The organism is Bacillus sp. FSL M7-0307 (assembly GCF_038627835.1).
In the GTDB taxonomy this organism is placed as follows: Bacteria; Bacillota; Bacilli; order Bacillales; family Bacillaceae; genus Bacillus; species Bacillus altitudinis.
Genome location: NZ_CP152023.1, coordinates 677,316 through 701,392 on the forward strand (window position 1 = coordinate 677,316; position 24,077 = coordinate 701,392).

Below are 24,077 nucleotides of genomic sequence, written 5' to 3' on the forward strand. Positions count from 1 at the left end.
TCAAACAAGACGAAACGGGTTAAAATAGAACATAAGTTCGAATTGGCGGTGAATGAAATGAATGAAATATCGAATCATCTATTAGAAGGGCTGAATGACGCGCAGAAAGAAGCGGTCAAAGCAACAGACGGGCCGCTGCTACTGATGGCAGGAGCAGGTAGTGGAAAAACACGAGTGCTCACGCATCGAATTGCGTATTTAATGGCAGAAAAACATGTGGCGCCGTGGAACATTTTAGCGATTACTTTTACAAATAAAGCAGCAAGAGAAATGCGTGAGCGTGTACAAGCCATTTTAGGGCCTGGTGCGGATGACATTTGGATTTCTACGTTCCACAGCATGTGTGTACGCATTTTACGACGCGATATTGACCGTATTGGTGTGAATCGCAACTTTTCTATATTAGACACATCTGACCAGCTTTCAGTCATTAAAAACATTTTAAAAGAACGAAATATCGATCCTAAAAAGTTTGATCCACGTAGCATTTTAGGTTCAATCAGTAGTGCAAAAAACGAACTCATTGACGCAGAGGAATACGCTAAAACTGCTGGTGATTTCTATGATCAAGTGGTCAGCGACGTCTACACAGATTATCAAAAACGATTACTCAAAAACCAATCACTCGATTTTGATGATCTTATTATGATGACGATTCGTCTGTTTGAGCGGATTCCTGAAGTATTAGAGCATTACCAGCGGAAATTCCAATACATTCATGTGGATGAGTATCAGGATACAAACAGAGCGCAGTACATGCTTGTGAAACTGCTCGCGCAGCGTTTTCAAAATATATGTGTGGTCGGTGACTCGGATCAGTCTATCTATCGCTGGCGTGGAGCGGATATTACAAACATTCTTTCCTTTGAAAAAGATTATCCGTCCAGTGTAGTGATTTTGCTTGAGCAAAATTACAGATCGACCAAACGTATTCTGAATGCCGCAAACACGGTCATTCAAAACAATTCAAACCGTAAGCCAAAAAACCTTTGGACAGAAAATGACGAAGGAGCGAAGATTGCCTATTACCGTGCGGATAATGAATTCGGTGAAGGTCAATTTGTCGCTGGAAAGATTCGTCAGCTTCATCAGAGCGGCAAGCGTAAATTATCTGATTTTGCGATCCTCTATCGAACGAACGCTCAGTCACGTGTCATAGAGGAAACGTTAATGAAGGCGAACATTCAATACAATATCGTCGGCGGCACGAAGTTCTATGACAGAAAAGAGATCAAGGACATTTTGGCATACTTACGCCTTGTGGCAAATCCAGATGACGATATTAGTTTTGCGCGCATTGTCAACGTACCAAAGCGTGGAATTGGGGCGACTTCTGTTGATAAAATTGCTGCATATGCAGAAATGAATGATCTTTCTATGTTTGAAGCACTTGGTCAGGTGGATTTCATTGGACTCAGTGCAAGAGCTGCCAATGCACTTGATGAGTTCAAACAGCTCATTGATCAAATGACAAATATGCAGGATTATTTATCTGTCACAGAATTAACGGAAGAGATCCTAGAGAAAACAGGCTATCGTGAAGCACTAAAGATCGAAAAAACGATTGAAGCACAAAGCCGTTTAGAAAATATTGACGAGTTTCTATCGGTCACTAAAAACTTTGAAGAACAAAATGAAGATAAATCACTTGTCACCTTCCTGACAGACCTCGCCCTCGTCGCAGACATTGATAAGCTGGATGAGGCTGAGGAAGAAGATCAGGATGCGGTCATTTTAATGACGCTTCACGCAGCAAAAGGGCTTGAATTCCCCGTTGTGTTCTTAATGGGAATGGAGGAAGGTGTCTTCCCGCACAGTCGTTCATTAATGGAAGATGCCGAGATGGAAGAAGAGCGCCGTCTCGCTTATGTAGGGATCACACGGGCCGAAGAAGAGCTTTATTTATCAAGTGCGAAGATGAGAACGTTATTCGGCCGGACGAATATGAATCTGGAATCAAGATTTATCAGAGAAATACCAGCTGATTTATTGGACAACCTAAATGAGAAAAAAGAAACGAAAACACCATTTGGCCAAACGAAAGAAAGACCGCAAAGACGAGGGCCTGTCTCACGTCCACAAACGCAAACCATTCAAAACACAGGCGGCGGCAGCATTGGCTGGGCTGTCGGTGATAAAGCCGCTCATAAAAAATGGGGCGTTGGCACGGTTGTGAGTGTAAAAGGTAGTGGAGATAGTACAGAGCTTGATATTGCCTTCCCAAGCCCTACAGGCATTAAGCGTCTCCTTGCCGCCTTTGCGCCAATCGAAAAGCAATAAACTGATAGGACTGACAAAACGGATGAAGTGAAAGGAAGAAGCAGATGGATAAAGAAGCAGCGAAACGCCGGATCGAGGAACTACACCAGATTTTGAATCAATACAACTACGAATATCACACACTGGATCGTCCAAGTGTTCCTGACGCTGAATATGATGCGCGGATGCGTGAGCTGATCTCTCTGGAGGAAGAACACCCTGATTTAAAAGCAGCGGATTCACCCTCGCAAAGAGTAGGAGGTGCTGTTTTAGACGCCTTCCAAAAAGTTCGTCATGGTACACCGATGCTCAGTCTCGGCAATGCGTTTCATGAACAGGACCTTCTTGATTTTGACCGCCGGGTTCGTCAAGCAGTCGGTGACGACGTCGCTTACAATGTCGAGCTGAAAATTGACGGACTCGCTGTTTCTCTCCGTTATGAAAATGGCGTGTTTGTCCGGGGTGCCACGCGGGGTGATGGGACAACAGGTGAGGATATTACCGAGAACCTCAAAACCATTCGTTCCATCCCGCTCAAAATCAATCGGCCTCTGTCGATTGAAGTGAGAGGCGAGGCATTTATGCCAAAACCTTCTTTTGAAGCCCTTAACGAAAAAAGATTACAAAACGAAGAAGAGCCGTTTGCGAACCCGCGTAATGCGGCTGCTGGCTCACTTCGTCAGCTCGATACGAAAATTGCAGCGAAACGAAACCTTGATATCTTCGTCTACAGTATAGCGGAGCTTGATGAAATTGGTGTTGAAACGCAAAGCGCAGGACTTGATCTTCTCGATGAGCTTGGCTTTAAAACGAACAAAGAAAGACGGATGTGCCAAACCATTGAAGAGGTGATCGACCTCATTGAAACACTGAAAACAAAGCGTGCTGATTTCTCATACGAAATTGATGGCATTGTCATTAAAGTCAATTCATTGGCACAGCAAGAAGAACTAGGCTTCACAGCAAAAAGTCCACGCTGGGCTGTTGCGTACAAATTTCCGGCCGAAGAAGTCGTGACGAAGCTGATTGATATTGAACTAAGTGTTGGACGTACTGGCGTCATCACACCAACAGCGATTCTTGAGCCTGTAAAAGTGGCAGGAACGACAGTGCAGCGTGCTTCTCTTCATAATGAAGATTTGATCAAAGAGAAGGATATCCGCCTTTTTGATCAAGTGATTGTCAAAAAAGCGGGCGATATTATCCCAGAGGTTGCAGGGGTCCTTGTTGATCAGCGAACAGGAGAAGAAAAGCCGTTTCACATGCCGACTGAATGTCCAGAGTGTCAAAGTGAGCTGGTCAGAATTGAAGGAGAAGTTGCGCTTCGGTGCATCAATCCACAATGCCCCGCTCAAATACGTGAAGGACTCATTCACTTTGTGTCTCGTAATGCGATGAATATTGATGGGCTAGGCGAGCGAGTCATTACACAACTTTTCAAAGAACAGCTTGTCTCTCGTGTATCAGACCTGTACCGTTTAACAAAAGAAGAGTTGATTCAGCTAGAACGAATGGGCGAGAAATCAGTTGATAATTTACTGCGTTCGATCGAGCAATCGAAAGAAAACTCTCTTGAACGGTTATTATTTGGACTCGGTATTCGATTTATTGGTTCTAAAGCAGCGAAGACGTTGGCCATGCACTTTGAGGATATCGATCAGTTAAAACAAGCAACGAAAGAACAATTACTTGAAGTAGATGAAATTGGTGAAAAAATGGCCGATGCAGTCGTCACGTACTTTGAGAAAGAAGAAATACTAGATCTGCTAAATGAACTAAAAGAACTTGGTGTCAATATGACCTACACAGGGCCAAAACCGGTGAAAGTAGAAGAAAGTGATTCCTACTTTGCAGGAAAAACCATTGTGCTGACAGGGAAATTAGAAGAAATGTCTCGTAATGATGCAAAGGCAGCGATCGAAGCATTAGGCGGCAAGTTAGCAGGTAGCGTAAGTAAAAAAACAGACTTAGTCATTGCCGGCGAAGCAGCTGGAAGTAAGCTGACAAAGGCAGAAGAACTCAATATTGAAATTTGGGACGAAGCCAAAATGCTCGAGGAGCTAAAGAAATAAGAGGAGTGTTTTCTATTGAAAAAGTTGCTATTGCTGCTGACAATGCTCACACTGGTATTGTCAGCGTGTGCACCTTTTGGGGGAAAGGATGAGGAAGAGGTCACACAAAAAACGGATGAAACGAAAGAAACAGCGATCATCCCAATGTACAACATCTCTGATTCCTATTACAAAATGGTGCTGCCGTTTAAACAAGGAGCGGCAAGAGGACTAACAGCAGAGCGTCTCAATACACGCTTAGACATTGATGAATTTGAAACAGGACTCATGCGCCTGGCAACAGAATCATTTAATACAAACGACTATCTGTTCCAAGAAGGCCAGCATTTAGATGAAGATACTGTTCTCAGCTGGCTTGCCCGCAAAAAAACAGGCAGTGATCTGAAAAAAGCTGAAAAAGAAGACAAAGACTTTAAGAACTTAGGTTTAAACCCTGCTCTTCCAAACTCAGGTTCAACAAAGTCAAAAAATGAAAATAGTCCAATCTACTTAGCTTCCATGCTAGAGCATAATTACTTAATTAGAAAAGATAAAAATAGCTTACAGCTTGGCGGGGTTGTCATTGGTCTTGCGCTTAACTCTGTCTATTATTATCGCGAAAATATCGGGGATCCTCAGCAAGAGGTGACCATCGATTCATCGAAAAATTCAAAGAAACTTTTAGCAGAGGGCGAAAAAATTGCGGAACAAGTCATTAAACGACTTCGTCAAATGGACGGACTGCAAAAAGTCCCAGTCATGATTGCCCTTTATAAACAAGCGCCAAAATCATCTATTGTTCCAGGAAACTTCATCGCTAAAACCGATGTAAAAGCAGGATCAGCTGATATTGGCAGTTGGGATACGATTAAAGAAGAGAATGTCTTCTTCCCTTCAGATAATGCCAAGAGCAGCTATAAAGATGATTCAGAGCGATTTGACCGCTTCAAGACAAAGGTAGAAGACTACTTCCCGAATTACACAGGTGTGGTAGGCAAAGGTTTCTATAAAAACGGGAACTTGCAAAAAATGAAAGTAGAAATTCCAATGCAATTCTACGGAAAAACAGAAGTCGTGGCATTCACGCAATACTTAACAGGTGAAGTCATGGATTACTATAAGAGCACCAATATAGAAATCAACATCACCTCTTCTGATCAGCAAGAAGCCCTCATCACAAAAAATGCTGAAGACAAAGAACCAACTGTCCATATATATGACTAAATAAAAACCGCCTTTTGGCGGTTTTTTATTTCTAATTAGAGGAATCTTTCAACTTTTGTCAAAGTATGTGAAGAAACCAAAAGGAAAGGCAGGTATGTTGATGCTCGTATAAATGCTGATTACCGTCATATATAAGTAAAAAGACGATAAAAGGAGAATCAGCATGCATAAAGAAGTAAAAGCACGATACGATGAACAAATGGTCTTAAAGAAAGCGGCTCTACTCTATCATTTTCAGCCAGAACAGGTCACATTTCTAGCCGATGCAGAAAATTATGTGTATGAATATACGGATGAAAAAGGGTCGAGTTATATATTGAAAATCACCCATACCATTCGCCGCTCCCGCACATATATTTTGGGAGAAATGGACTGGATTCGGTATTTATCTCAACATGGAATCTCAGTAGCTAAACCGGTTTTATCCACAAGAGGAAAAGATGTTGAAGCGATTCCCGATCAAGCAGGAGGCGCTTTTTTGCTGAGAGTGTACGAAAAGGCGCCCGGCAGAAAAGTGACCGAAGCAGATTGGAATGGACAGTTGTTTCAAGCGTTAGGAGCCTATACAGGGCGTATGCATCAAACGACTAAACAATATCAAGTGAAAGATCCTCGCTATAAGCGTCAAGAGTGGTATGAGGAGGAGCAATTAAAGCTTGAAACGTATATTCCTTCTGATCAAACGGTTGTGTTGCAGCGAAAAGATGAACTGATGCAAAAGCTTCACCAGCTCCGAATATCCAAGGATGTCTATGGACTGGTGCATGCGGATTTACATCACGGGAACTTCCACTATCATCAGGGAGAAATCATTGCATTTGATTTTGATGATTGTGGGTATCACTGGTTTATCAACGATATGAGCATTTTGCTATACAACGTTCTTTGGTATCCGGTGATTCCGTATGAGGATAAAGCTGAATTTACGGGTGAATTTATGAGCCATTTTCTCAAAGGCTATCGACAGGAGAATGAGCTTGATGACGCATGGCTGGCGACAATACCAGATTTCCTTATGCTGCGTCATATGCTTATTTATGGGCTTTTACATCAAGCATTTGATCTCCGAACACTAAGCGCTGACGAAAGTGCCATGCTGGCGCGTTTTCGAAAGGAGATTGAGGACAAAACCCCAATTACGCCTTTTGACTTTCATCAGCTAACAACATAAATCGAAAGCCCCTTGCTGTTTCACATAGCAAGGGGCTTTTTATCCTACACCGTATCACACTTCACACCAACAACGCCTTCTAAATCTTTAATATCAAAGTACACATCGGTTGTATAGCGGTCTTTATGTACGCGAACACGTACTTCCATGATCGGATAGTCTTTTTCCTTTAAATCATCAATACGTACAGAATGAATCCGAATATTGAGTGCTTTCATTTCTTTTAAAATCTCTGTCATGCGGTTTCGATCAGAAAGTGACATTCTAATGCGGATTTCTTTTTCTTGTAAGCGAATGGGTCCAATCCGCTGGAAGAGCCAAGGTAAAAATTCCACACTGACAAGAATAAAGAAAAGACTGAGGAAGGCTTCTTTATAAAAACCTGCACCTGTTGCAACCCCAAGTCCTGCTGCTCCCCAAATCATCGCAGATGTCGTAAGACCTGAGATGACGTCATTGCTTTTGCGAAGAATCACACCTGCTCCAATAAAACCAACACCAGATATAATTTGCGCCGGTAACCTGAGTGGGTCCATTTGAAGCTTAGAGACTCGAGGGAAATTGTAGGCTGCATCAATGCTGATGATGGTTAATACGCAGGAGCTGACAGCAATGACAATACACGTTTTCAGCCCAAGCGGCTTTTTCTTAAGTTCGCGTTCAAGACCGATGATCAAACCGATTAAGGTGGCAACGGCTAATTTTAAGACCGTATCCCATTCAATTGTCCAAAACATGCGTATCGCTCCTTTCACTTCATGTACGTTTCACATCATGTATATGATCTTCTCACAGCCCATATGGCTGCACAACTTCTATTTTATTCAGAAACGGGAGAAAGAAAAGCATTTTATTTAAAAATAAAGAGAGTCATCCGCATAATGCAGATGACTCCTCATGTCTGGTTATTTTGTTTCTTCTTCGAGATGGTCTTCCATTTTGCTAAACAGCTTTTTAGAAGCTTTAGACGGTTTATTTGTTAAGAGGCTGACAATAATAGCAGTCAAACCACTTAAAATAAATCCAGGAACCATTTCGTACAATCCAGTCGTGTTGTTTAAGCCTGTTGAAATCCAAACGAGAACGACAACAGCCCCAACAATCATTCCGGCTAAAGCGCCATGATGATTCATTCGTTTCCAGTATAGACATAACAAGATGACTGGACCGAATGAAGATCCAAATCCAGCCCAAGCATAACCGACAAGGTCAAGAATGGTATCACTTGGGTTTAGAGAGAGACCAATGGCAACAATCGCTACGACTAGTACAGAGATACGTCCAATCATCACAAGTTCTTTGTCAGAGGCTTTTCTTCTAAAGAATGTACGGTATAAATCCTCTGTCATCGCACTTGCAGTGACAAGCAGCTGAGAAGAAATTGAACTCATAATTGCAGCTAAAATGGCAGAAAGTAAAAATCCAGTAATATATGGATGGAATAACACTTTAGAAAACACAATAAAGATGGTTTCTGGGTCTGCCAAAGTGGTGCTTGTTTCATGAACATACGCCACGCCGACTAAACCGACAGATAGTGAACCAATGACAGACACAATCATCCAGCTCATACCGATACGACGTGCTGGCTTTAAATCTTTTACAGTCGTAATCGCCATAAAGCGAACAATAATGTGCGGCTGTCCAAAGTAACCGAGTCCCCAAGCGAGGAAGGAAATAATGCCAATGACGCTCGTTCCTCTAAAAATATCAAGCAATTTAGGGTCAATCTGTTGAATATCATTGAATGTGGCAACAGGTCCACCTAATTGAGTAAAGGCAACGATCGGCACGAGCACTAATGCTAAAAACATAATAGCTCCTTGAACAAAATCAGTTAAACTAACTGCCAAAAAGCCGCCGAATAGTGTGTACAAAATCACGATACTAGAAGTTAAGATTAAACCAAACATATAATCAGCACCAAACGCTGATTCAAATAAGCGTCCGCCTGATACCATACCTGATGAGGTGTAAAGCGTAAAGAAAATCATAATGATGACAGCTGAGACAGCTTTCAATAAAGTAGATGAGTCTTTAAACCGTTTGTCAAAAAAGTCTGGAATGGTAATCGCATCATCAGCAACTTCTGTATACGATCTCAATCGTGGCGCTAGGAATAGATAGTTTAAGTAAGCCCCACTAATTAAACCAACAGCAAGCCATCCAGATGAAAGACCAGTTGTATACATAGCGCCTGGAAGCCCCATCAGCATCCACCCACTCATATCAGCTGCACCAGCAGATAGAGCCGTTACATAAGGACCTAACCCGCGTCCGCCTAACATATAGTCATTCAAGTCATTTGTTTTTCTGAATGCATACCAGCCAATAGCAAGCATTCCAATAAAATAAATAGATAGAGAAATTACAATCTCAATACTCATGTTTCCATATCACCTTTTTCGTATTAATTTGACATCACCTCAATCAAAATATACACAAAGCAGCCTATTGAACTGTCTGCTCACTGCTATGGTTACTTAACCTATCAGAGTATTCCCAAGTGATCAACCTTCTTAAACATCCTCATCATACAAAAAAAATACGTGTATGCGTGATGAGCGTCTATATGTAAGCGTTTACTAAATTAAATCAAAGTAAAAATTTTCTGAAAAATAAAAAGTCAGCTTGATGAATATTTTAGACACTGGCTACACCACAATGACATATTAGTGGACAAAGCCTTTCTAGGCGTCCTCGTAAAGTTGCTTTAGAACAGTAAAATTTGATATGATAAAGTGTATATGACTTATGATCATGACCACGAACACGTATCATTTTTGGAGGTGAACCTGCATGTCAAGAATTTCAATAGAAGAAGTAAAGCATGTTGCGCATTTGGCACGGCTTGCGATTACAGAAGAAGAAGCTGAGATGTTTACAGAACAGCTTGATAGCATCATTTCATTTGCAGAGCAGTTAAACGAGGTAGATACGGAAAACGTTGAACCAACAACACACGTATTAAAAATGAAAAACGTCATGAGAGAAGATGTTCCGAATAAAGGTCTTTCCATTGAGGCAGTCATCAAAAACGCGCCTGATCATAAAGACGGCTATATTCGTGTGCCATCAATTTTGGACTAAAGGAGGCCTGAGGCATGTCACTGTTTGACCACAAAATTTCTGAATTAAAAGAGCTTTTACATAAAAAGGAACTGTCTGTTTCTGATTTAGTGGACGAGTCTTATAAACGAATCCATGAAGTAGACGGGAAAGTACAAGCATTCCTAGCGCTGGACGAAGAGAAAGCACGTGCGTATGCAAAGGAATTGGACGAGGCAGTTGGTGAAAAGGACGAGCTTGGTCTATTGTTCGGTATGCCGATCGGTGTCAAAGATAACATCGTGACGAAAGATTTACGTACAACGGCATCAAGTAAAATCTTGCAAAACTTTGATCCTATTTACGATGCAACCGTTGTGAACCGCTTAAGAGAAGCGGAAGCTGTCACAATCGGTAAATTAAACATGGACGAATTTGCGATGGGATCTTCTACGGAGAACTCTGGCTTCAAAGCAACGAAAAACCCGTGGAATTTAAACACAGTTCCAGGTGGGTCAAGTGGTGGCTCAGCAGCATCTGTTGCAGCTGGAGAAGTACCATTCTCTCTAGGATCAGATACAGGCGGTTCCATTCGCCAGCCGGCATCATTCTGTGGTGTTGTTGGTCTTAAACCAACGTATGGCCGTGTATCTAGATACGGTTTAATCGCATTTGCTTCATCATTAGATCAAATTGGGCCGATTACGCGTAATGTTGAGGACAATGCATATGTTCTTCAAGCGATTTCTGGTGTTGATCAAATGGACGCAACGAGTGCAAATGTCGATGTACCAGATTTTCTTTCTTCATTAACTGGCGACATCAAAGGCTTGAAAATCGCTGTGCCAAAAGAATATCTTGGCGAAGGTGTTGGCGAAGAAGCAAAAGAGTCTGTTCTTAAAGCGTTGAAAGTATTAGAAGGACTTGGTGCCACATGGGAAGAAGTGTCTCTTCCGCATTCTAAATATGCGCTTGCGACTTACTACTTGCTTTCATCTTCAGAAGCATCTGCAAACCTTGCTCGTTTTGACGGTATTCGCTATGGCTACCGTACAGACAATGCAGACAACCTGATTGATTTATATAAAAATACCCGTTCTGAAGGCTTTGGAGACGAAGTGAAACGCCGCATCATGCTTGGCACATTCGCTCTAAGCTCAGGATATTACGATGCATACTATAAAAAGGCGCAAAAAGTCCGTACGCTGATCAAAAAAGACTTTGAAGATGTTTTCGAAAAGTATGATGTCATTGTAGGACCAACAACACCAACTCCGGCATTTAACATTGGTGAAAAGACAAGCGATCCACTCACGATGTATGCAAACGACATTTTAACGATCCCTGTTAACCTTGCAGGCGTTCCAGGAATCAGTGTGCCTTGTGGATTTGCAAATGGTCTTCCGTTAGGACTGCAAATCATCGGTAAACACTTTGATGAAGGAACCGTTTACCGCGTGGCTCACGCTTTCGAGCAAGCAACAGATCATCATAAAGCAAAACCTGAACTGTAAGGGGTGAATCAGAATGAACTTTGAAACGGTAATTGGACTTGAAGTCCACGTAGAGCTCAAAACACAATCAAAAATTTTCTCAAGCTCACCGACGCCTTTTGGTGCGGCTGCCAATACGCAAACAAGTGTCATCGATCTTGGTTATCCTGGCGTACTGCCTGTGCTGAACAAAGAAGCGGTGAACTTTGCGATGAAAGCAGCAATGGCACTGAACTGTGAGATTGCAACTGATACAAAATTTGACCGTAAAAACTATTTCTATCCTGATAACCCAAAGGCGTATCAAATTTCTCAATTTGATAAACCGATCGGTGAAAACGGCTGGATTGAAATTGAAGTAGACGGCAAAACAAAACGAATTGGTATTACACGTCTTCATTTGGAAGAGGATGCAGGAAAACTGACGCACACAGGCGACGGTTATTCACTCGTCGATTTCAACCGTCAAGGTACACCACTTGTTGAAATCGTATCTGAGCCTGACATTCGTACGCCAGAAGAAGCGTATGCTTACTTAGAAAAATTAAAATCTATTATTCAATATACAGGCGTCTCTGACTGTAAGATGGAAGAAGGCTCACTGCGCTGTGATGCCAACATTTCTCTTCGTCCGATCGGCCGTGAAGAGTTTGGAACGAAAACAGAGCTCAAGAACTTGAACTCATTTGCATTCGTCCAAAAAGGTCTTGAATTCGAAGAAAAACGTCAAGAGCAAGTATTGCTTTCTGGCGGTCTCATCGAGCAGGAAACACGCCGCTATGACGAAGCGTCTAAAAAGACGATCCTCATGCGTGTCAAAGAAGGCTCTGATGATTATCGCTACTTCCCAGAACCAGATTTGGTGGAGCTTTACATTGATGACGAGTGGAAAGAACGTGTAAGAGCATCGATTCCAGAGCTTCCAGACGAGCGCCGCAAACGCTACATTGATGAACTTGGACTTCCTGCATATGACGCAATGGTACTGACGCTGACAAAAGAAATGTCTGATTTCTTTGAAGCGACTATTTCAGAAGGTGCTGAAGCGAAACAAGCATCAAACTGGCTCATGGGTGAAGTATCTGCCTACTTGAACTCGGCTCAAAAAGAGCTGGAAGATACGAAGCTAACGCCGCAAGGACTGGCTGGCATGATCAAGCTCATCGAAAAAGGAACGATTTCTTCTAAGATTGCCAAAAAGGTATTCAAAGAGCTCATTGAAAATGGGGGAGATGCAGAAACAATCGTCAAAGAAAAAGGACTTGTCCAAATTTCTGACGAAGGTGCACTGCTCAAACTTGTCACAGAAGCACTTGATAACAACCCGCAATCCATTGAAGACTTCAAAAATGGAAAAGACCGTGCGATTGGTTTCTTAGTCGGACAAATCATGAAAGCATCGAAGGGACAAGCAAACCCACCGATGGTCAACAAGATTCTTCTCGAAGAAATCAAAAAACGATAAATCGCAAAAACCGCCTCATGGAAGAGGCGGTTTTTTTGTTGATTGACATGACAGGGTCTTATCACAGATTCAGACCACCGCCGTATATCAATTCATTGGTTCTTTTTTTATAATGAAGCATAAGCTTTAGCACATATTCGAAGGGGATAAAGGTGAACTAAAGTGAACATCGCCACGTATTGTCATTGGAGGAATAGCTTCAATTGTTCCACAGCTCTTTGGACAGCGGAGTCCTCACACGTTTCTAAATTTGTCAGCATCCCTTGAATGACCGGCTTGCGAGGCTCATCTTTGGCCAATTCTTCTTCAATGACTTCAATGGATACAAGGGTATCATCCGAAAGCAGATGCTCAGATTTTAACAATCGAAGCTCTTCTTGAAGAGTAGCGGCATTTGGCGCTTCATCATCCCAAATGTTTTGCTTCAGAATCGGCTTCGCATGAGAACGGAGAAGCCCATGCACCAAATCATCAAATCGGTCGAGAATAAAGGATGAGAGCTCATCACATGATAATTGCATCTGATCTTGCAAAAGCAGTACCTGCACATAAGATTGGATGATTCCTTGAATCATGACTGACAGGTCAGTTATATATGGTTCGATCTCCTGTCCATACGTGGTCAAAATAGAAATTTGAATTTCATCATTCATCTGCTTTTTAACCGTTTTGGAATACTTTTTAATTTGCTGGTTTTCGGGAATAATGTTCTCGCTGAGGATCAAAATGATAAAATCCTTGTTCTCAGCAAAGTGCTGGAACTGTTGAGCGATTTGTTTCTGAAAGATATCTCTAGGCGCAAGATGTTGATTTTCTTTTCGAATCTTTTCAATACTTTGCATAGATGTGTCGATATAATATTCAAACGCTCTGTTGAAAAGCTGTTCTTTTGATTTGAAATGCAAATAAAATGCACCTTTAGATATTCCGCATTCATCTGCAATTTCCTGAATGGTCGTAGAAGAAAAACCTTTTTTCGCAAACAACTGAATGCTTGCTTTAATGATCTTTTCTTTTTTTTCGTTCATGAAATAAGGCCCCTTCAGCTTTAGAATGTTACGTCAAACGCAAGTGAAATGGTTGACGGCATTGTATATCACCGTTTATTATGATATAGAATGACCAGTCAGTCAATACATAAAGGAAAATGGAGGACATAATGAATTCGATCATCAATTTTGTATTAAAGAACAAGTTCGCTGTATGGCTCATGACGATTATCGTAACAGTTGCTGGTCTATATGCCGGATTGAATATGAAACAAGAATCAATCCCGAATATCAACACTCCAGTCATTACGGTTTCTACAACGTATCCTGGCGCAACGCCGGACGAAGTATCAGATAAGGTGACAGACCCAATTGAGAAGTCGATACAAAATCTCAATGGGGTGAATGTGGTCACTTCTAATTCTTTTGAAAATGCCTCATCGATTCAAATCGAGTACGATTACAATAAAGACATGGATGAAGCAAAGAAGGAAATTGAAGATGCCATTAGCAATATCAATTTTCCAGAAAATGCAGAAAAACCAAAAATCGCACGTTTTAGCATCAATGCGATTCCAATTTTAGCTCTTAGTGTCTCCGGTGATAAAGAATCATTACAAGACCTGACACAAAAAGTGGAAAATGACCTTATTCCTTCTCTTCAAGGTTTAGATGGTGTCTCTTCTGTCGAAGCTTCTGGACAACAAATCAAAGAAGTAGAATTTTCTTTTAAACAAAAGAAATTGAAGGAATATGGTTTAGATGAAGAAACTGTCCAAAACATGATCAAAGGCTCTGATGTCAATGTACCTTTAGGGTTATACACATTTGGCAACAAGCAAAAATCAGTCGTAGTGGATGGCAATATTTTAAGTGTTAAAGATTTGAAAAACATGCGAATTCCTGTCACACCAAGTGCAAGCGCAGGAGCTGGGGCGTCTTCTAGCGACTCAGGAAATGCAGGAGCTCAAGGTGCTGATGATCAACAGGCTGGAAGTGCAAGTCAGCAGCAAGCAGCAGCAGCTCAGCAACAAACTGGTGCAGCAAGCGGTCAATCTGTAGAGCTGCCGACGATCAAACTTTCTGAGATTGCAGATATTAAAGTCGTAAAAGATGCAGAATCGATTTCTAGAACGAACGGAAAAGACAGTATCGGTTTGCAAATTGTTAAAGGCTCTGATGCCAACACAGTGAGTGTAGCAGAAGCAGTCACAAAAGAACTTGATACATTCAAAAAAGACAATAAAGGAATCAAAGTCAGCACGACATATGATCAAGCAGAGCCGATTAAAGAATCTGTCAGCACAATGCTGAACAAGGCGATCATCGGAGCAATCTTTGCGATCATTATCATCATGTTGTTCCTTCGAGATATCAAATCAACATTAATTTCGGTCATCTCCATTCCGTTATCCCTGTTGATTGCTGTTTTATTATTAAATCAGCTAGATATCACATTAAATATCATGACACTTGGTGCCATGACAGTCGCCATTGGGCGTGTTGTCGATGACTCGATTGTTGTCATAGAAAACATCTATCGACGAATGGCGTTAAAAGATGAACCGTTAAAAGGCAAAGCACTCGTTAGAGAAGCCACAAAAGAAATGTTTATTCCGATTATGTCTTCGACGATTGTCACAATTGCGGTATTCTTGCCATTAGCTCTAGTGGGTGGAATGATTGGTGAACTATTCATCCCATTTGCATTAACCATTGTGTTTGCTCTAATGGCTTCACTACTTGTCGCCATTACAATCGTTCCAATGATGGCTCACAGCCTATTTAAAAAGAACCTGTACGGCAAAGCGAAAAAGGTAAAAGAACACAAACCAAGCAAACTTGCTGGTGGTTATAGACGTGTACTTAATTGGACATTGAACCATAAATGGATCACGTCAGGAATTGCGATTTTGATGCTGATCGGCAGCTTATTCCTCGCACCACTTGTTGGTGTCAGCTTCTTACCACAGGAAGCAGAAAAAACGGCAATGGTGACATACACGCCAGAGCCTGGACAAACGAGAGAACAAGCCATTGCTGAAACGAAAAAGGCAGAAGAATACTTAATGAAACGTGATCATGTCAATACGGTTCAATATTCATTAGGCTCTTCAAATGCGCTGACAGCAAGTGTTGGTGGAAACTCTAACGGTGCATTATTCTTCGTACAATACGACGAGGATACACCGAACTTTGATAAAGAAAAAGATCGTGTGGTTAAAGCCCTTCAAGACAAAACGTCTAAAGGGGAATGGAAATCACAAGACTTCTCATCTGCTGGCGCAAGCAATACAGTGACGTACTATGTGTACGGTGACAAAGCAAGTGATATTGAAGGCACAGTCAAAGATGTCGAGAACATTTTAAAAGATGAGAAGAACTTGAAAAACGTCAGCACAAGCTTATCTGAGAAGTATGACGAATATACGTTTAATGCAGATCAAGAAAAGCTGGCGAAACTAGGCTTGACCGCTTCACAAATCGCACAGGCGATCGCTCCTCAAAGTAATGAAACAACGTTGACGAAAGTAACAGAGGACGGCAAAGAACTAGATGTGAAGCTTCAAACGGAAAAAGATGAATACAAGAGTAAAAAAGATCTAGAGAATAAAAAGATCACAACACCAACAGGACAACAAGTCCGAATTGGCGATGTGGTGAAAGTGAAAGATGGCACAACAGCAAACACTGTAACAAAGCGTGATGGGAAGATTTACGCTGAAGTATCTGGTGACATGACAACAGACGACGTATCAAGTGTGACACAAGATGTCCAGAAGAAAGTTGACAAGCTTGATTTGAAATCTGGCGTTACGATTGATACAGGCGGTGTAAGTGCGGATATTGAGGAATCCTTTACACAGCTAGGACTAGCAATGCTTGCAGCGATTGCTATTGTATACCTCGTTCTCGTCATTACATTTGGCGGAGGTCTTGCACCATTTGCGATTCTGTTCTCACTTCCATTTACGATTATTGGGGCACTCGTTGGATTGTTTGTAGCGAAAGAAACCATCAGCTTAAATGCCATGATTGGATTGCTGATGCTGATCGGAATCGTTGTAACAAATGCCATTGTCTTAATTGACCGAGTGATTCATAAAGAGAAAGAAGGACTTTCAACAAGAGAAGCCTTACTTGAAGCAGGTACAACAAGATTACGCCCAATCTTAATGACGGCACTTGCGACAATTGGTGCATTGCTGCCACTCGCATTAGGTTTTGAAGGCGGAAGTCAGATCGTATCAAAAGGACTTGGCGTCACCGTTATTGGCGGTTTAACAAGTTCTACACTTCTCACATTGGTCATCGTGCCAATCGTGTATGAAATCTTAAGCAAGTTTAGACGTAAGAAAAAGTACGCTGAAGAAGAGTAAGAGGAAGCCCCGCTAATGAGCGGGGCTTCAGCGTGTAGACAAACCCTCGCATTCTTTGTCAGTCCTGCGTGCCGGTGCTCACGAATGTCAAATTCGCTCCGCGCCGGTACTCGTAATTCCTAGACTGCAAAGGTTTTCTATCACGCTGAAAAGAAGACACAGGGCTAAAATCAAGTTCATTTTAGCCCTGTGTCAACAATTGGAGCCCCGCTAATAAGCGGGGCTTTTTTATGATGAAATCTGACAAACCGCTTTTCTCATAAGCTCTTCAAAGGCCTCGAAAAAGGCATCCCGATCAACGTGGTCAATGACTTGAATCGATTTTCCATCTGGATGCTCTTCGGTACGTCCTTGTCTTGGTGTTTCGGTATAAACAATTGCATTCATTTCCTTTGAACGAGTAAATGAAGTGGAAGCAAGAGTGATCGTTGTCAGCACATCCCATAAGTAGTAAGTCGAGTTCGTTTCGTGATGAATGAGAGGCGGACAAAAGGCATAACATTGTCCGATAAAGTCAATCCCGATGTGAGAGCGAAGGGAAGCCCATCGTTGACGGACATCGAGTGTGAGCGGAACCTGATTTGTACTTTCAAGTGCGACCATTTCAATTGGAAAACGCTCTTGAAATACGGTGCTTACAGCATAAGGGTCCCAAAAGGCATTCCATTCTGCTGTTCCATCATGCTCGGGTTCTTCGACATTGCCTTTTTCAAGGAATGTGCCGCCCATCCACACCAGTTTCTCAATTTTATTTGAGATGGAAGGATCTTCTTCTAAGGCGCGTGCAAGGTCTGTGAGCGGTCCTGTAAAGAGCAGCGTAACAGGTTCGGTTGACTTTTTCACCGTTTCAATCAGGTGAAGATGTGCAGGAAGCTTAGATACTTTTGTATCAATAGCGCCTTTTTCATTTAAAATCGGCAGGGCATCTACATAAAAAGCATGCATGCGCCATTCCTTTGGAAATGGATTCACACCTCTAGAATTGGAAGCGGCTACTTCAATCTCATATGGGCTAAATCGATCAATAATTTTCTGAGAGGCGCTCAGCGCAGGCTCTAAATAACAATCAGCAGGAATCACAGACATCCCGATCACTTTCAGGTGTTCCATTTGAAGAAGTAGAAATAAGGACACGAGATCATCAACACCGCCGTCATGGTTGAAATAGACAGGCTTTTTCATGGCATACCATCCTTTTCATCGTTTTCTTTTATCTTATCAGAATGCTGATCTGCTCAGGGAAACGTACCGTGAGATTTCAAATATTAGGGGGTTGTTCTGTTGCCATTTTCAAATCTCATAGTATAATTAAAGGTTGTTAGTGGTGAAAATAGATTGCATAATGATAATAGGATGATGATGAATGAAACGTGCTCGAATTATATATAATCCGACATCTGGACGTGAACTCTTTAAGAAGAATTTACCGCAGGTTTTGCAAAAATTTGAACAGGCTGGCTATGAAACATCTTGTCATGCGACGACATGTGCAGGAGATGCAACACAAGCAGCCGAAAAAGCCGCACAGAGAGATTTTGATTTAATTGTAGCAGCTGGTGGAGACGGCACGATTAATGAAGTCGTCAACGGATTAGCGCCGCTTGAAAAAAGACCAAAATTAGGAATCATTCCAGTTGGAACGACCAATGACTTCGCAAGAGCACTTGGCATTCCAAGAGAAGATATTTTAAAAGCGACAGATGCCATCATTGATGGTGTAGCAAAGCCGCTTGATATTGGTAAAGTGAATGGACAGTATTTCATTAATATTGCGGGAGGCGGCCGATTAACAGAGCTGACCTATGAAGTGCCTAGTAAGCTGAAAACCATGCTAGGACAACTTGCGTATTATTTGAAAGGTATGGAGATGCTTCCTTCCATTCGCCCGACAGAAGTCGAAATTGAATATGACGGCAAATTGTTTCATGGAGAAATCATGCTGTTTCTTGTTTCACTAACAAACTCAGTAGGCGGCTTTGAAAAGCTCGCACCAGATTCCATTCTAGATGACGGTATGTTTGACCTGATTATTTTAAAGAAGGTCAACCTAGCAGAAGCCATTCGAGTGGTCAGCCTTGCACTTCGAGGCGAGCATATTCATGATAACAATGTCATCTACGCAAAAGCGAATCGCGTAAAGGTAGATGTAAAAGATAAAATGCAATTAAATTTAGATGGTGAATACGGCGGCATGCTGCCAGGTGAATTTGAAAACCTGTATCGCCATATTGAATTTATTGTGCCAAAAGCAACAGCTGAAAAAATAGGGTGAAGATTGAACTTGGTTCCTTATGGCGACCAAGTTTTTCTTTGCAAATGAGGTGATAAAATTGGTGAAAATGAAACCGCCTGTTCAAAAAAATGAATATTACAATGTAACCTTCGAAGATTTAACGCACGAAGGTGCAGGAGTAGCGAAAATTGAGGGTTTCCCTGTGTTTGTACCGAATGCCCTTCCTGACGAGCAAGGGAAAATCAAAGTCACACGTGTCAAAAAAGGATTTGCTTTTGGACGACTCATGGAGCTGACAAAGGAAAGTCAGCACAGGCAAGATGCGCCATGTCCTATCTATAAGCAGTGCGGAGGCTGTCAAATTCAGCACATGAGCTATGAAGGCCAGCTGCTTTTTAAACAGAAACAAGTAAAGGACGTATTGGAGCGGATCGGCAAGCTTGATATGAGCCGTGTAAAAGTTCATCCTGTACTCGGCATGGAAGACCCTTGGAATTACCGAAACAAAGCACAAGTACCAGTTGGCGAACGGGAAGGCGGACTTGTTGCAGGATTTTATCAGCAGCGTACCCATGAAATCATTGATATGGAAAAATGCTTGATCCAGCAATCAGAAAATGACGAAGTGGTACAGGCAGTAAAAGACATCTGCAATGCGTTTGGCATAAAAGCATATAACGAAGAGCGGCACAAAGGCTGGCTGCGTCATGTCATGGTTCGCTATGGCATTGCAACAGGTGAAATGATGGTTGTGTTTGTCACAAGAACGGCTGATTTTCCGCAAAAGCAACAGGTGATTGAGCAGATTATAGCACGCTTCCCGCATGTTCGGTCAATTGTGCAAAACGTGAATTCTAAGAAGACAAATGTCATTTTCGGAGACGAAACAACCGTTTTATGGGGAGAAGAATACATTTATGACACGATTGGCGACATCAAATTTGCTATTTCAGCCCGCTCGTTTTATCAAGTAAATCCAGCTCAAACAAAGGTGCTTTACGACAAAGCGCTTGAATATGCCGAGCTGCAAGGAAAAGAAACCGTGATTGATGCATACTGCGGAATTGGTACGATTTCCTTATTTCTCGCACAAAAAGCGGGCAGAGTATATGGCGTAGAAATTGTGCCAGAAGCGATTGAAGATGCAAAACGCAATGCTGCATTGAACGGGATTAAAAACGTCGAATTTGCAGTTGGTGAAGCAGAAACTGTTATCCCAAACTGGTATAAAGAAGGCATCAAAGCAGATACGCTAGTGGTTGATCCGCCAAGAAAAGGCTGTGATGAAGCACTGCTTGATACGATTTTAAAGATGAAACCGAACCGTGTTGTGTATGTGTCCTGTAATCCAGGGACGCTTGCTCGTGATTTGCGTATTCTTGAAGATGGTGGGTATGTGACGGAGGAAGTGCAGCCTGTGGATATGTTTCCGCATACGAGTCACGTTGAGTGCGTTGCTAGTCTTGTGATTCAACAGTCATAATGTATTGAAGCATCCCGATTTCGTGATATAACACCGATATCGGGATATTTTTATTTTGGCTTCCCTTCACTTGAATATAAAACGGTAATTATAGGTCGAAAATTAATATTTACTCCGTATTTGGTTTTGAAATGTCCTTTTTTGCAATTTTGCCTAGTTCATATTAAAGTATATAATGATAAAAATTGCTGAAAGAATTTACAGAAGGATATGCCCTATAAGGCGCTATGTCATGAGAGGAATTGGATGAAAGATGAGTGAAAATTTTTGGCGTGATTTACCACGACCATTTTTTATATTAGCACCAATGGAAGAAGTGACAGATGTTGTGTTTCGTCATGTTGTGAGTGAGGCGGCGAGACCGGATGTGTTTTTTACAGAGTTTACAAACAGTGAGAGCTACTGCCACCCTGATGGCATTCAAAGTGTGAAAGGCCGTTTAACGTTTACAGAGGATGAGCAGCCGATTGTTGCTCATATTTGGGGAGATAAGCCTGAGAACTTCAGACAAATGAGTATTGGAATGGCGGAGTTAGGATTTCAGGGGCTTGATATTAATATGGGTTGTCCTGTCCCAAATGTCACGCAAAACGGGAAGGGGAGTGGATTGATTCTTCGCCCAGACGTTGCGGCAGAGCTGATTCAAGCGGCAAAAGCAGGGGGATTACCTGTTAGTGTGAAAACAAGACTAGGGTTTACAGAGGTCGATGAATGGCGTGGTTGGCTCAGACACATTTTGGAGCAAGACATTGTGAATTTATCGATTCATCTTCGTACTAGAAAGGAAATGAGCCAGGTAGATGCGCATTGGGAGCTCATTCCTGAGATTAAGAAATTGCGTGATGAAGTAGCCCCTGATACGCTTTTGACAATCAATGGTGATATTCCTGATCGTCAAACAGGCTTAAAGCTCGCTGAGAAGTATGGAGTGGACGGAGTGATGATTGGACGTGGGATTTTTCATAACCCATTTGCCTTTGAAAAAGAGCCGAAAGAGCATACGAGTGACGAACTGTTAGGTCTTTTAAGATTACATCTTGATCTTCATGATCAATATTCCTCATTAGGCTTGCGTCCATTCAAGGCACTGCATCGTTTCTTTAAGATTTATGTAAAAGGATTCAGAGGAGCGAGCTTCCTAAGAAACCAATTAATGAACACATCATCAACAGATGAAGTGCGAGCAATGCTAGATGAATTTGAAGCGAGAAATCAAGAACAATCATAATCAACAAGAGGAGGGGTAACCCTTCTCTTTTTTTATGAACAGGACTATTAAACTAGTTTTCTCAAATGGTAAAATAAGATAGAAATAACAATTGGAGGTATTTTATTTGAAACCATTTTGGGATACAGACAGAGAAAGTGAAGAGACATTTAAGAAAATCAATGAAAAAGGCATTGCAAAAGCGGAAAAGAAACTAGGCGTCATCTTGCCTGATACATATAAGAAACTTATTCTTGAACAAAATGGCGGTTATACCTTGCATAATGCTTTTCCAACAGACCAGCCGAATGGATGGGCAGAGGATCATGTGTCATTTGATCATTTAAGAGGAATTGCCAAAGGCGAAGGTATCATGGACAGTGATTATTTAATAGAAGAATGGGAATTGCCTGAGGGACTTGTGCTCATTTGTGGGGATGGTCATACATGGATTGCATTGGATTATAGAGAAACAAAGGAGCATCCGCCGATTCACTACTTTGATCTAGAATATGAGACGGATTTCAAATTAGCGGATTCGTTTGATGAACTGATTGCGGGGCATTATACCACGGAAGATAGCGAAGAAGTTGGGATGTCAGATGAAGAGTGGCAGGCTGAATATGAAAAGCAAAACCCACCACTATCACAAGAAGAAGTGAAAGAAATATTGAAGACCAGAGATCCTGAGGCACTTCAGAATATTGTATTTTTTCATGTAGAACAAATTGATGATATCAAGTGGTTTTTTTCAGAAGTAGAAACTTTTATGGACGCCATTCAAGACGAAAATTTGTTAGTAACTGCTGGCTGGGCGCTCAGTACAATCCTTACACTGAATGCTGTGGTGATTAAGCAGAATGACGATATTTTTCAAAGGGCACGTCGTTTTGCGGAGCAATTGAATCAATCAAAAATAGAAGAAATGCATGAAATCGCTTTTAATATATCATTATGGTTGGAATTTGATTTAGAAGAGCAATAAGAATATCTATTTCATGTGAAAAATATCAGAAATAGAAATCTTTTAAATTATTAAAAAGACCCCCTCACCAAAAGGGGGTCACCAATTCCTTTACTCCGCACTCTCCTCAACATCACGGCTATCTTCTGTTTCACCAATATAAATAGGACCGTTTGCATGGTCGATTCGGATTGGCCATTCGTATGGGACTTGCAGGCGTCGTGCGATGGCTCTCCAAAACTTTGCAGAATCAAATTCTAGTTCTTGAAAGTCTTTAAGCAATTCTTTATAAGAAGATCCATCAAATTGAATGTACGAGTCTTGCAGACGCATAAAGGCGTAATGTCTCACTTCTAATGCTGCCGCAGCTTCCATTTCTTCTTCTGTTGCTTCGCCAATGATTGTTCCTGCGGGTGGAAGCATGTCGTATACGTTAAATTCCTCTTCTTCTTCGTGTGCTGCATTGTGCTGTTGATCTGACATTTTTTTCACTCCTTCTAGTCTTCATCAAGCTTTTTTTCGTGCTTACTTCTATTATCGGAAGGAAATGTGAAATGTGGAATGAAAAAAGAAGCAGATCCACAATACTTGCTTTTTCTTCTTGAATCTTTTATGATCAATTACAGATATAAAAGGTCTACAATAGATAGAAAGGAATGTTTCTATGAAATATTCTAAAGCGACCAACTATGCGCTGCATACGATGGTATTTTTAACCCTTGCACCAAAGAGGAAAGCAATAGGCGTTGAGCCTCTCGCCAAGATGCAAGATCTTTCACCTACCTACTTATCCAAAATTTTAACAAAGCTTGTAAAGGCGGGATTGATTGAATCAACACCTGGCGCAAAAGGTGGTTACACCATTCTGAAAAAGAAGGAGGACATTTCGTTTTTAGACGTCATTCAGGCGGTAGAAGGACAAACCCATTTATTTCGTTGTTCTTTAGAACATGATTCTTTCATGCCTCATGATGACTGTTTGATTGAACAAGTCATGCAGGATGTTGAAATGAAAATGCAGGAGACGTTAAGTCAAAAGCGGTTAGTTGATATTGCAAGCCAAATAGAGCAGACAGAAAAAAATCCATTTTTCAAGATGTGATTTTTTTG

At 41.6% G+C, this 24,077-nt stretch carries 18 protein-coding genes; 13 read left to right on the forward strand and 5 right to left on the reverse strand.

The features are described 5' to 3' along the window. Nucleotides 1–57 precede the first annotated feature (57 nt). The 4 genes from pcrA to MHI41_RS03415 all read left to right on the forward strand — a co-directional run bounded on the left by pcrA (nt 58) and on the right by MHI41_RS03415 (nt 6,705). Complete coding sequence (gene pcrA / locus MHI41_RS03400; RefSeq protein WP_342494547.1) at nt 58–2,280, forward strand: DNA helicase PcrA; 2,223 nt, start codon at nt 58–60, stop codon at nt 2,278–2,280. A 44-nt stretch (nt 2,281–2,324) separates the two neighbouring features. Further along, nucleotides 2,325–4,331 carry an NAD-dependent DNA ligase LigA gene (gene ligA / locus MHI41_RS03405; RefSeq protein WP_019743745.1) on the forward strand — a complete coding sequence of 669 codons (2,007 nt, stop codon included), beginning with the start codon at nt 2,325–2,327 and terminating at the stop codon, nt 4,329–4,331. 42 nt (nt 4,332–4,373) lie between these two features. Further along, the gene (locus MHI41_RS03410; RefSeq protein ID WP_223255677.1) at nt 4,374–5,534 is read left to right on the forward strand and encodes a CamS family sex pheromone protein; all 1,161 of its coding nucleotides are present in this window, start codon (nt 4,374–4,376) and stop codon (nt 5,532–5,534) included. A 163-nt stretch (nt 5,535–5,697) separates the two neighbouring features. Further along, nucleotides 5,698–6,705: a phosphotransferase gene (locus tag MHI41_RS03415; protein WP_019743298.1), complete on the forward strand. Its 1,008-nt coding sequence runs from the start codon at nt 5,698–5,700 to the stop codon at nt 6,703–6,705. Nucleotides 6,706–6,749: 44 nt separating this feature from the next. Here the strand turns inward: MHI41_RS03415 and MHI41_RS03420 are convergent, their stop codons facing one another. Both MHI41_RS03420 and putP read right to left on the reverse strand, forming a co-directional pair. After that, nucleotides 6,750–7,448, reverse strand: coding sequence for an MgtC/SapB family protein (locus tag MHI41_RS03420; RefSeq protein WP_169476135.1), 699 nt, complete (start codon nt 7,446–7,448; stop codon nt 6,750–6,752). Nucleotides 7,449–7,610: 162 nt separating this feature from the next. After that, complete coding sequence (gene putP / locus MHI41_RS03425) at nt 7,611–9,092, reverse strand: sodium/proline symporter PutP (RefSeq protein ID WP_019743299.1); 1,482 nt, start codon at nt 9,090–9,092, stop codon at nt 7,611–7,613. 412 nt (nt 9,093–9,504) lie between these two features. Between putP and gatC the strand changes: the two genes are divergently transcribed. From gatC to gatB, 3 genes are read left to right on the forward strand one after another with little or no spacing between them, the layout of a single operon-like run. Further along, nucleotides 9,505–9,795, forward strand: coding sequence for an Asp-tRNA(Asn)/Glu-tRNA(Gln) amidotransferase subunit GatC (gene gatC, locus MHI41_RS03430; RefSeq protein ID WP_003213898.1), 291 nt, complete (start codon nt 9,505–9,507; stop codon nt 9,793–9,795). A gap of 14 nt (nt 9,796–9,809) precedes the next feature. Next, nucleotides 9,810–11,267, forward strand: coding sequence for an Asp-tRNA(Asn)/Glu-tRNA(Gln) amidotransferase subunit GatA (gene gatA, locus MHI41_RS03435; protein WP_017359799.1), 1,458 nt, complete (start codon nt 9,810–9,812; stop codon nt 11,265–11,267). A gap of 13 nt (nt 11,268–11,280) precedes the next feature. Next, a complete protein-coding gene (gene gatB, locus MHI41_RS03440; protein WP_007496855.1) occupies nt 11,281–12,711 on the forward strand; it encodes an Asp-tRNA(Asn)/Glu-tRNA(Gln) amidotransferase subunit GatB in 1,431 nt (476 codons plus the stop codon). Between the two features lie 182 nt (nt 12,712–12,893). Here gatB and MHI41_RS03445 read toward each other — a convergent pair whose 3' ends face one another. Next, nucleotides 12,894–13,739, reverse strand: a complete 846-nt coding sequence (locus MHI41_RS03445) for a TetR/AcrR family transcriptional regulator (RefSeq protein WP_008344236.1) — start codon at nt 13,737–13,739, stop codon at nt 12,894–12,896. A 131-nt stretch (nt 13,740–13,870) separates the two neighbouring features. Here MHI41_RS03445 and MHI41_RS03450 point away from each other — a divergent pair, with 131 nt between their 5' ends. Next, nucleotides 13,871–17,080, forward strand: coding sequence for an efflux RND transporter permease subunit (locus tag MHI41_RS03450; protein WP_342494548.1), 3,210 nt, complete (start codon nt 13,871–13,873; stop codon nt 17,078–17,080). Nucleotides 17,081–17,308: 228 nt separating this feature from the next. On the opposite strand, the gene MHI41_RS03455 is transcribed toward MHI41_RS03450, so the two are convergent. Beyond that, nucleotides 17,309–18,262, reverse strand: a complete 954-nt coding sequence (locus MHI41_RS03455) for a nucleoside hydrolase (RefSeq protein ID WP_251185440.1) — start codon at nt 18,260–18,262, stop codon at nt 17,309–17,311. A gap of 181 nt (nt 18,263–18,443) precedes the next feature. On the opposite strand from MHI41_RS03455, the gene MHI41_RS03460 reads away from it, so the two are divergent. From MHI41_RS03460 to MHI41_RS03475, 4 genes are all read left to right on the forward strand, one after another. Further along, nucleotides 18,444–19,352 carry a diacylglycerol kinase gene (locus tag MHI41_RS03460; protein WP_007496845.1) on the forward strand — a complete coding sequence of 303 codons (909 nt, stop codon included), beginning with the start codon at nt 18,444–18,446 and terminating at the stop codon, nt 19,350–19,352. Between the two features lie 61 nt (nt 19,353–19,413). After that, nucleotides 19,414–20,796, forward strand: a complete 1,383-nt coding sequence (gene rlmD / locus MHI41_RS03465) for a 23S rRNA (uracil(1939)-C(5))-methyltransferase RlmD (protein ID WP_342494549.1) — start codon at nt 19,414–19,416, stop codon at nt 20,794–20,796. Between the two features lie 253 nt (nt 20,797–21,049). Beyond that, on the forward strand, nt 21,050–22,024 hold the full coding sequence (locus MHI41_RS03470; RefSeq protein ID WP_272511896.1) for a tRNA-dihydrouridine synthase: 975 nt from the start codon (nt 21,050–21,052) through the stop codon (nt 22,022–22,024). 106 nt (nt 22,025–22,130) lie between these two features. Beyond that, complete coding sequence (locus MHI41_RS03475) at nt 22,131–22,988, forward strand: SMI1/KNR4 family protein (protein WP_342494550.1); 858 nt, start codon at nt 22,131–22,133, stop codon at nt 22,986–22,988. Nucleotides 22,989–23,078: 90 nt separating this feature from the next. Here MHI41_RS03475 and MHI41_RS03480 read toward each other — a convergent pair whose 3' ends face one another. Beyond that, entirely contained in the window at nt 23,079–23,450 is a 372-nt protein-coding gene (locus MHI41_RS03480) for a hypothetical protein (protein ID WP_007496834.1), read from the reverse strand. Nucleotides 23,451–23,631: 181 nt separating this feature from the next. On the opposite strand from MHI41_RS03480, the gene MHI41_RS03485 reads away from it, so the two are divergent. Continuing rightward, complete coding sequence (locus MHI41_RS03485; protein ID WP_342494551.1) at nt 23,632–24,069, forward strand: Rrf2 family transcriptional regulator; 438 nt, start codon at nt 23,632–23,634, stop codon at nt 24,067–24,069. Nucleotides 24,070–24,077: the final 8 nt, after the last annotated feature.

Coding starts and splice junctions, on each gene's coding strand:
- pcrA (WP_342494547.1), top strand. CDS start 58: ATGAATGAAATATCGAATCATCTATTAGAAGGGCTGAATGACGCGCAG.
- ligA (WP_019743745.1), top strand. CDS start 2,325: ATGGATAAAGAAGCAGCGAAACGCCGGATCGAGGAACTACACCAGATT.
- MHI41_RS03410 (WP_223255677.1), top strand. CDS start 4,374: ATGCTCACACTGGTATTGTCAGCGTGTGCACCTTTTGGGGGAAAGGAT.
- MHI41_RS03415 (WP_019743298.1), top strand. CDS start 5,698: ATGCATAAAGAAGTAAAAGCACGATACGATGAACAAATGGTCTTAAAG.
- putP (WP_019743299.1), bottom strand. CDS start 9,092: ATGAGTATTGAGATTGTAATTTCTCTATCTATTTATTTTATTGGAATG.
- gatC (WP_003213898.1), top strand. CDS start 9,505: ATGTCAAGAATTTCAATAGAAGAAGTAAAGCATGTTGCGCATTTGGCA.
- gatA (WP_017359799.1), top strand. CDS start 9,810: ATGTCACTGTTTGACCACAAAATTTCTGAATTAAAAGAGCTTTTACAT.
- gatB (WP_007496855.1), top strand. CDS start 11,281: ATGAACTTTGAAACGGTAATTGGACTTGAAGTCCACGTAGAGCTCAAA.
- MHI41_RS03445 (WP_008344236.1), bottom strand. CDS start 13,739: ATGAACGAAAAAAAAGAAAAGATCATTAAAGCAAGCATTCAGTTGTTT.
- MHI41_RS03450 (WP_342494548.1), top strand. CDS start 13,871: ATGAATTCGATCATCAATTTTGTATTAAAGAACAAGTTCGCTGTATGG.
- MHI41_RS03455 (WP_251185440.1), bottom strand. CDS start 18,262: ATGAAAAAGCCTGTCTATTTCAACCATGACGGCGGTGTTGATGATCTC.
- MHI41_RS03460 (WP_007496845.1), top strand. CDS start 18,444: ATGAAACGTGCTCGAATTATATATAATCCGACATCTGGACGTGAACTC.
- MHI41_RS03470 (WP_272511896.1), top strand. CDS start 21,050: ATGAGTGAAAATTTTTGGCGTGATTTACCACGACCATTTTTTATATTA.
- MHI41_RS03480 (WP_007496834.1), bottom strand. CDS start 23,450: ATGTCAGATCAACAGCACAATGCAGCACACGAAGAAGAAGAGGAATTT.
- MHI41_RS03485 (WP_342494551.1), top strand. CDS start 23,632: ATGAAATATTCTAAAGCGACCAACTATGCGCTGCATACGATGGTATTT.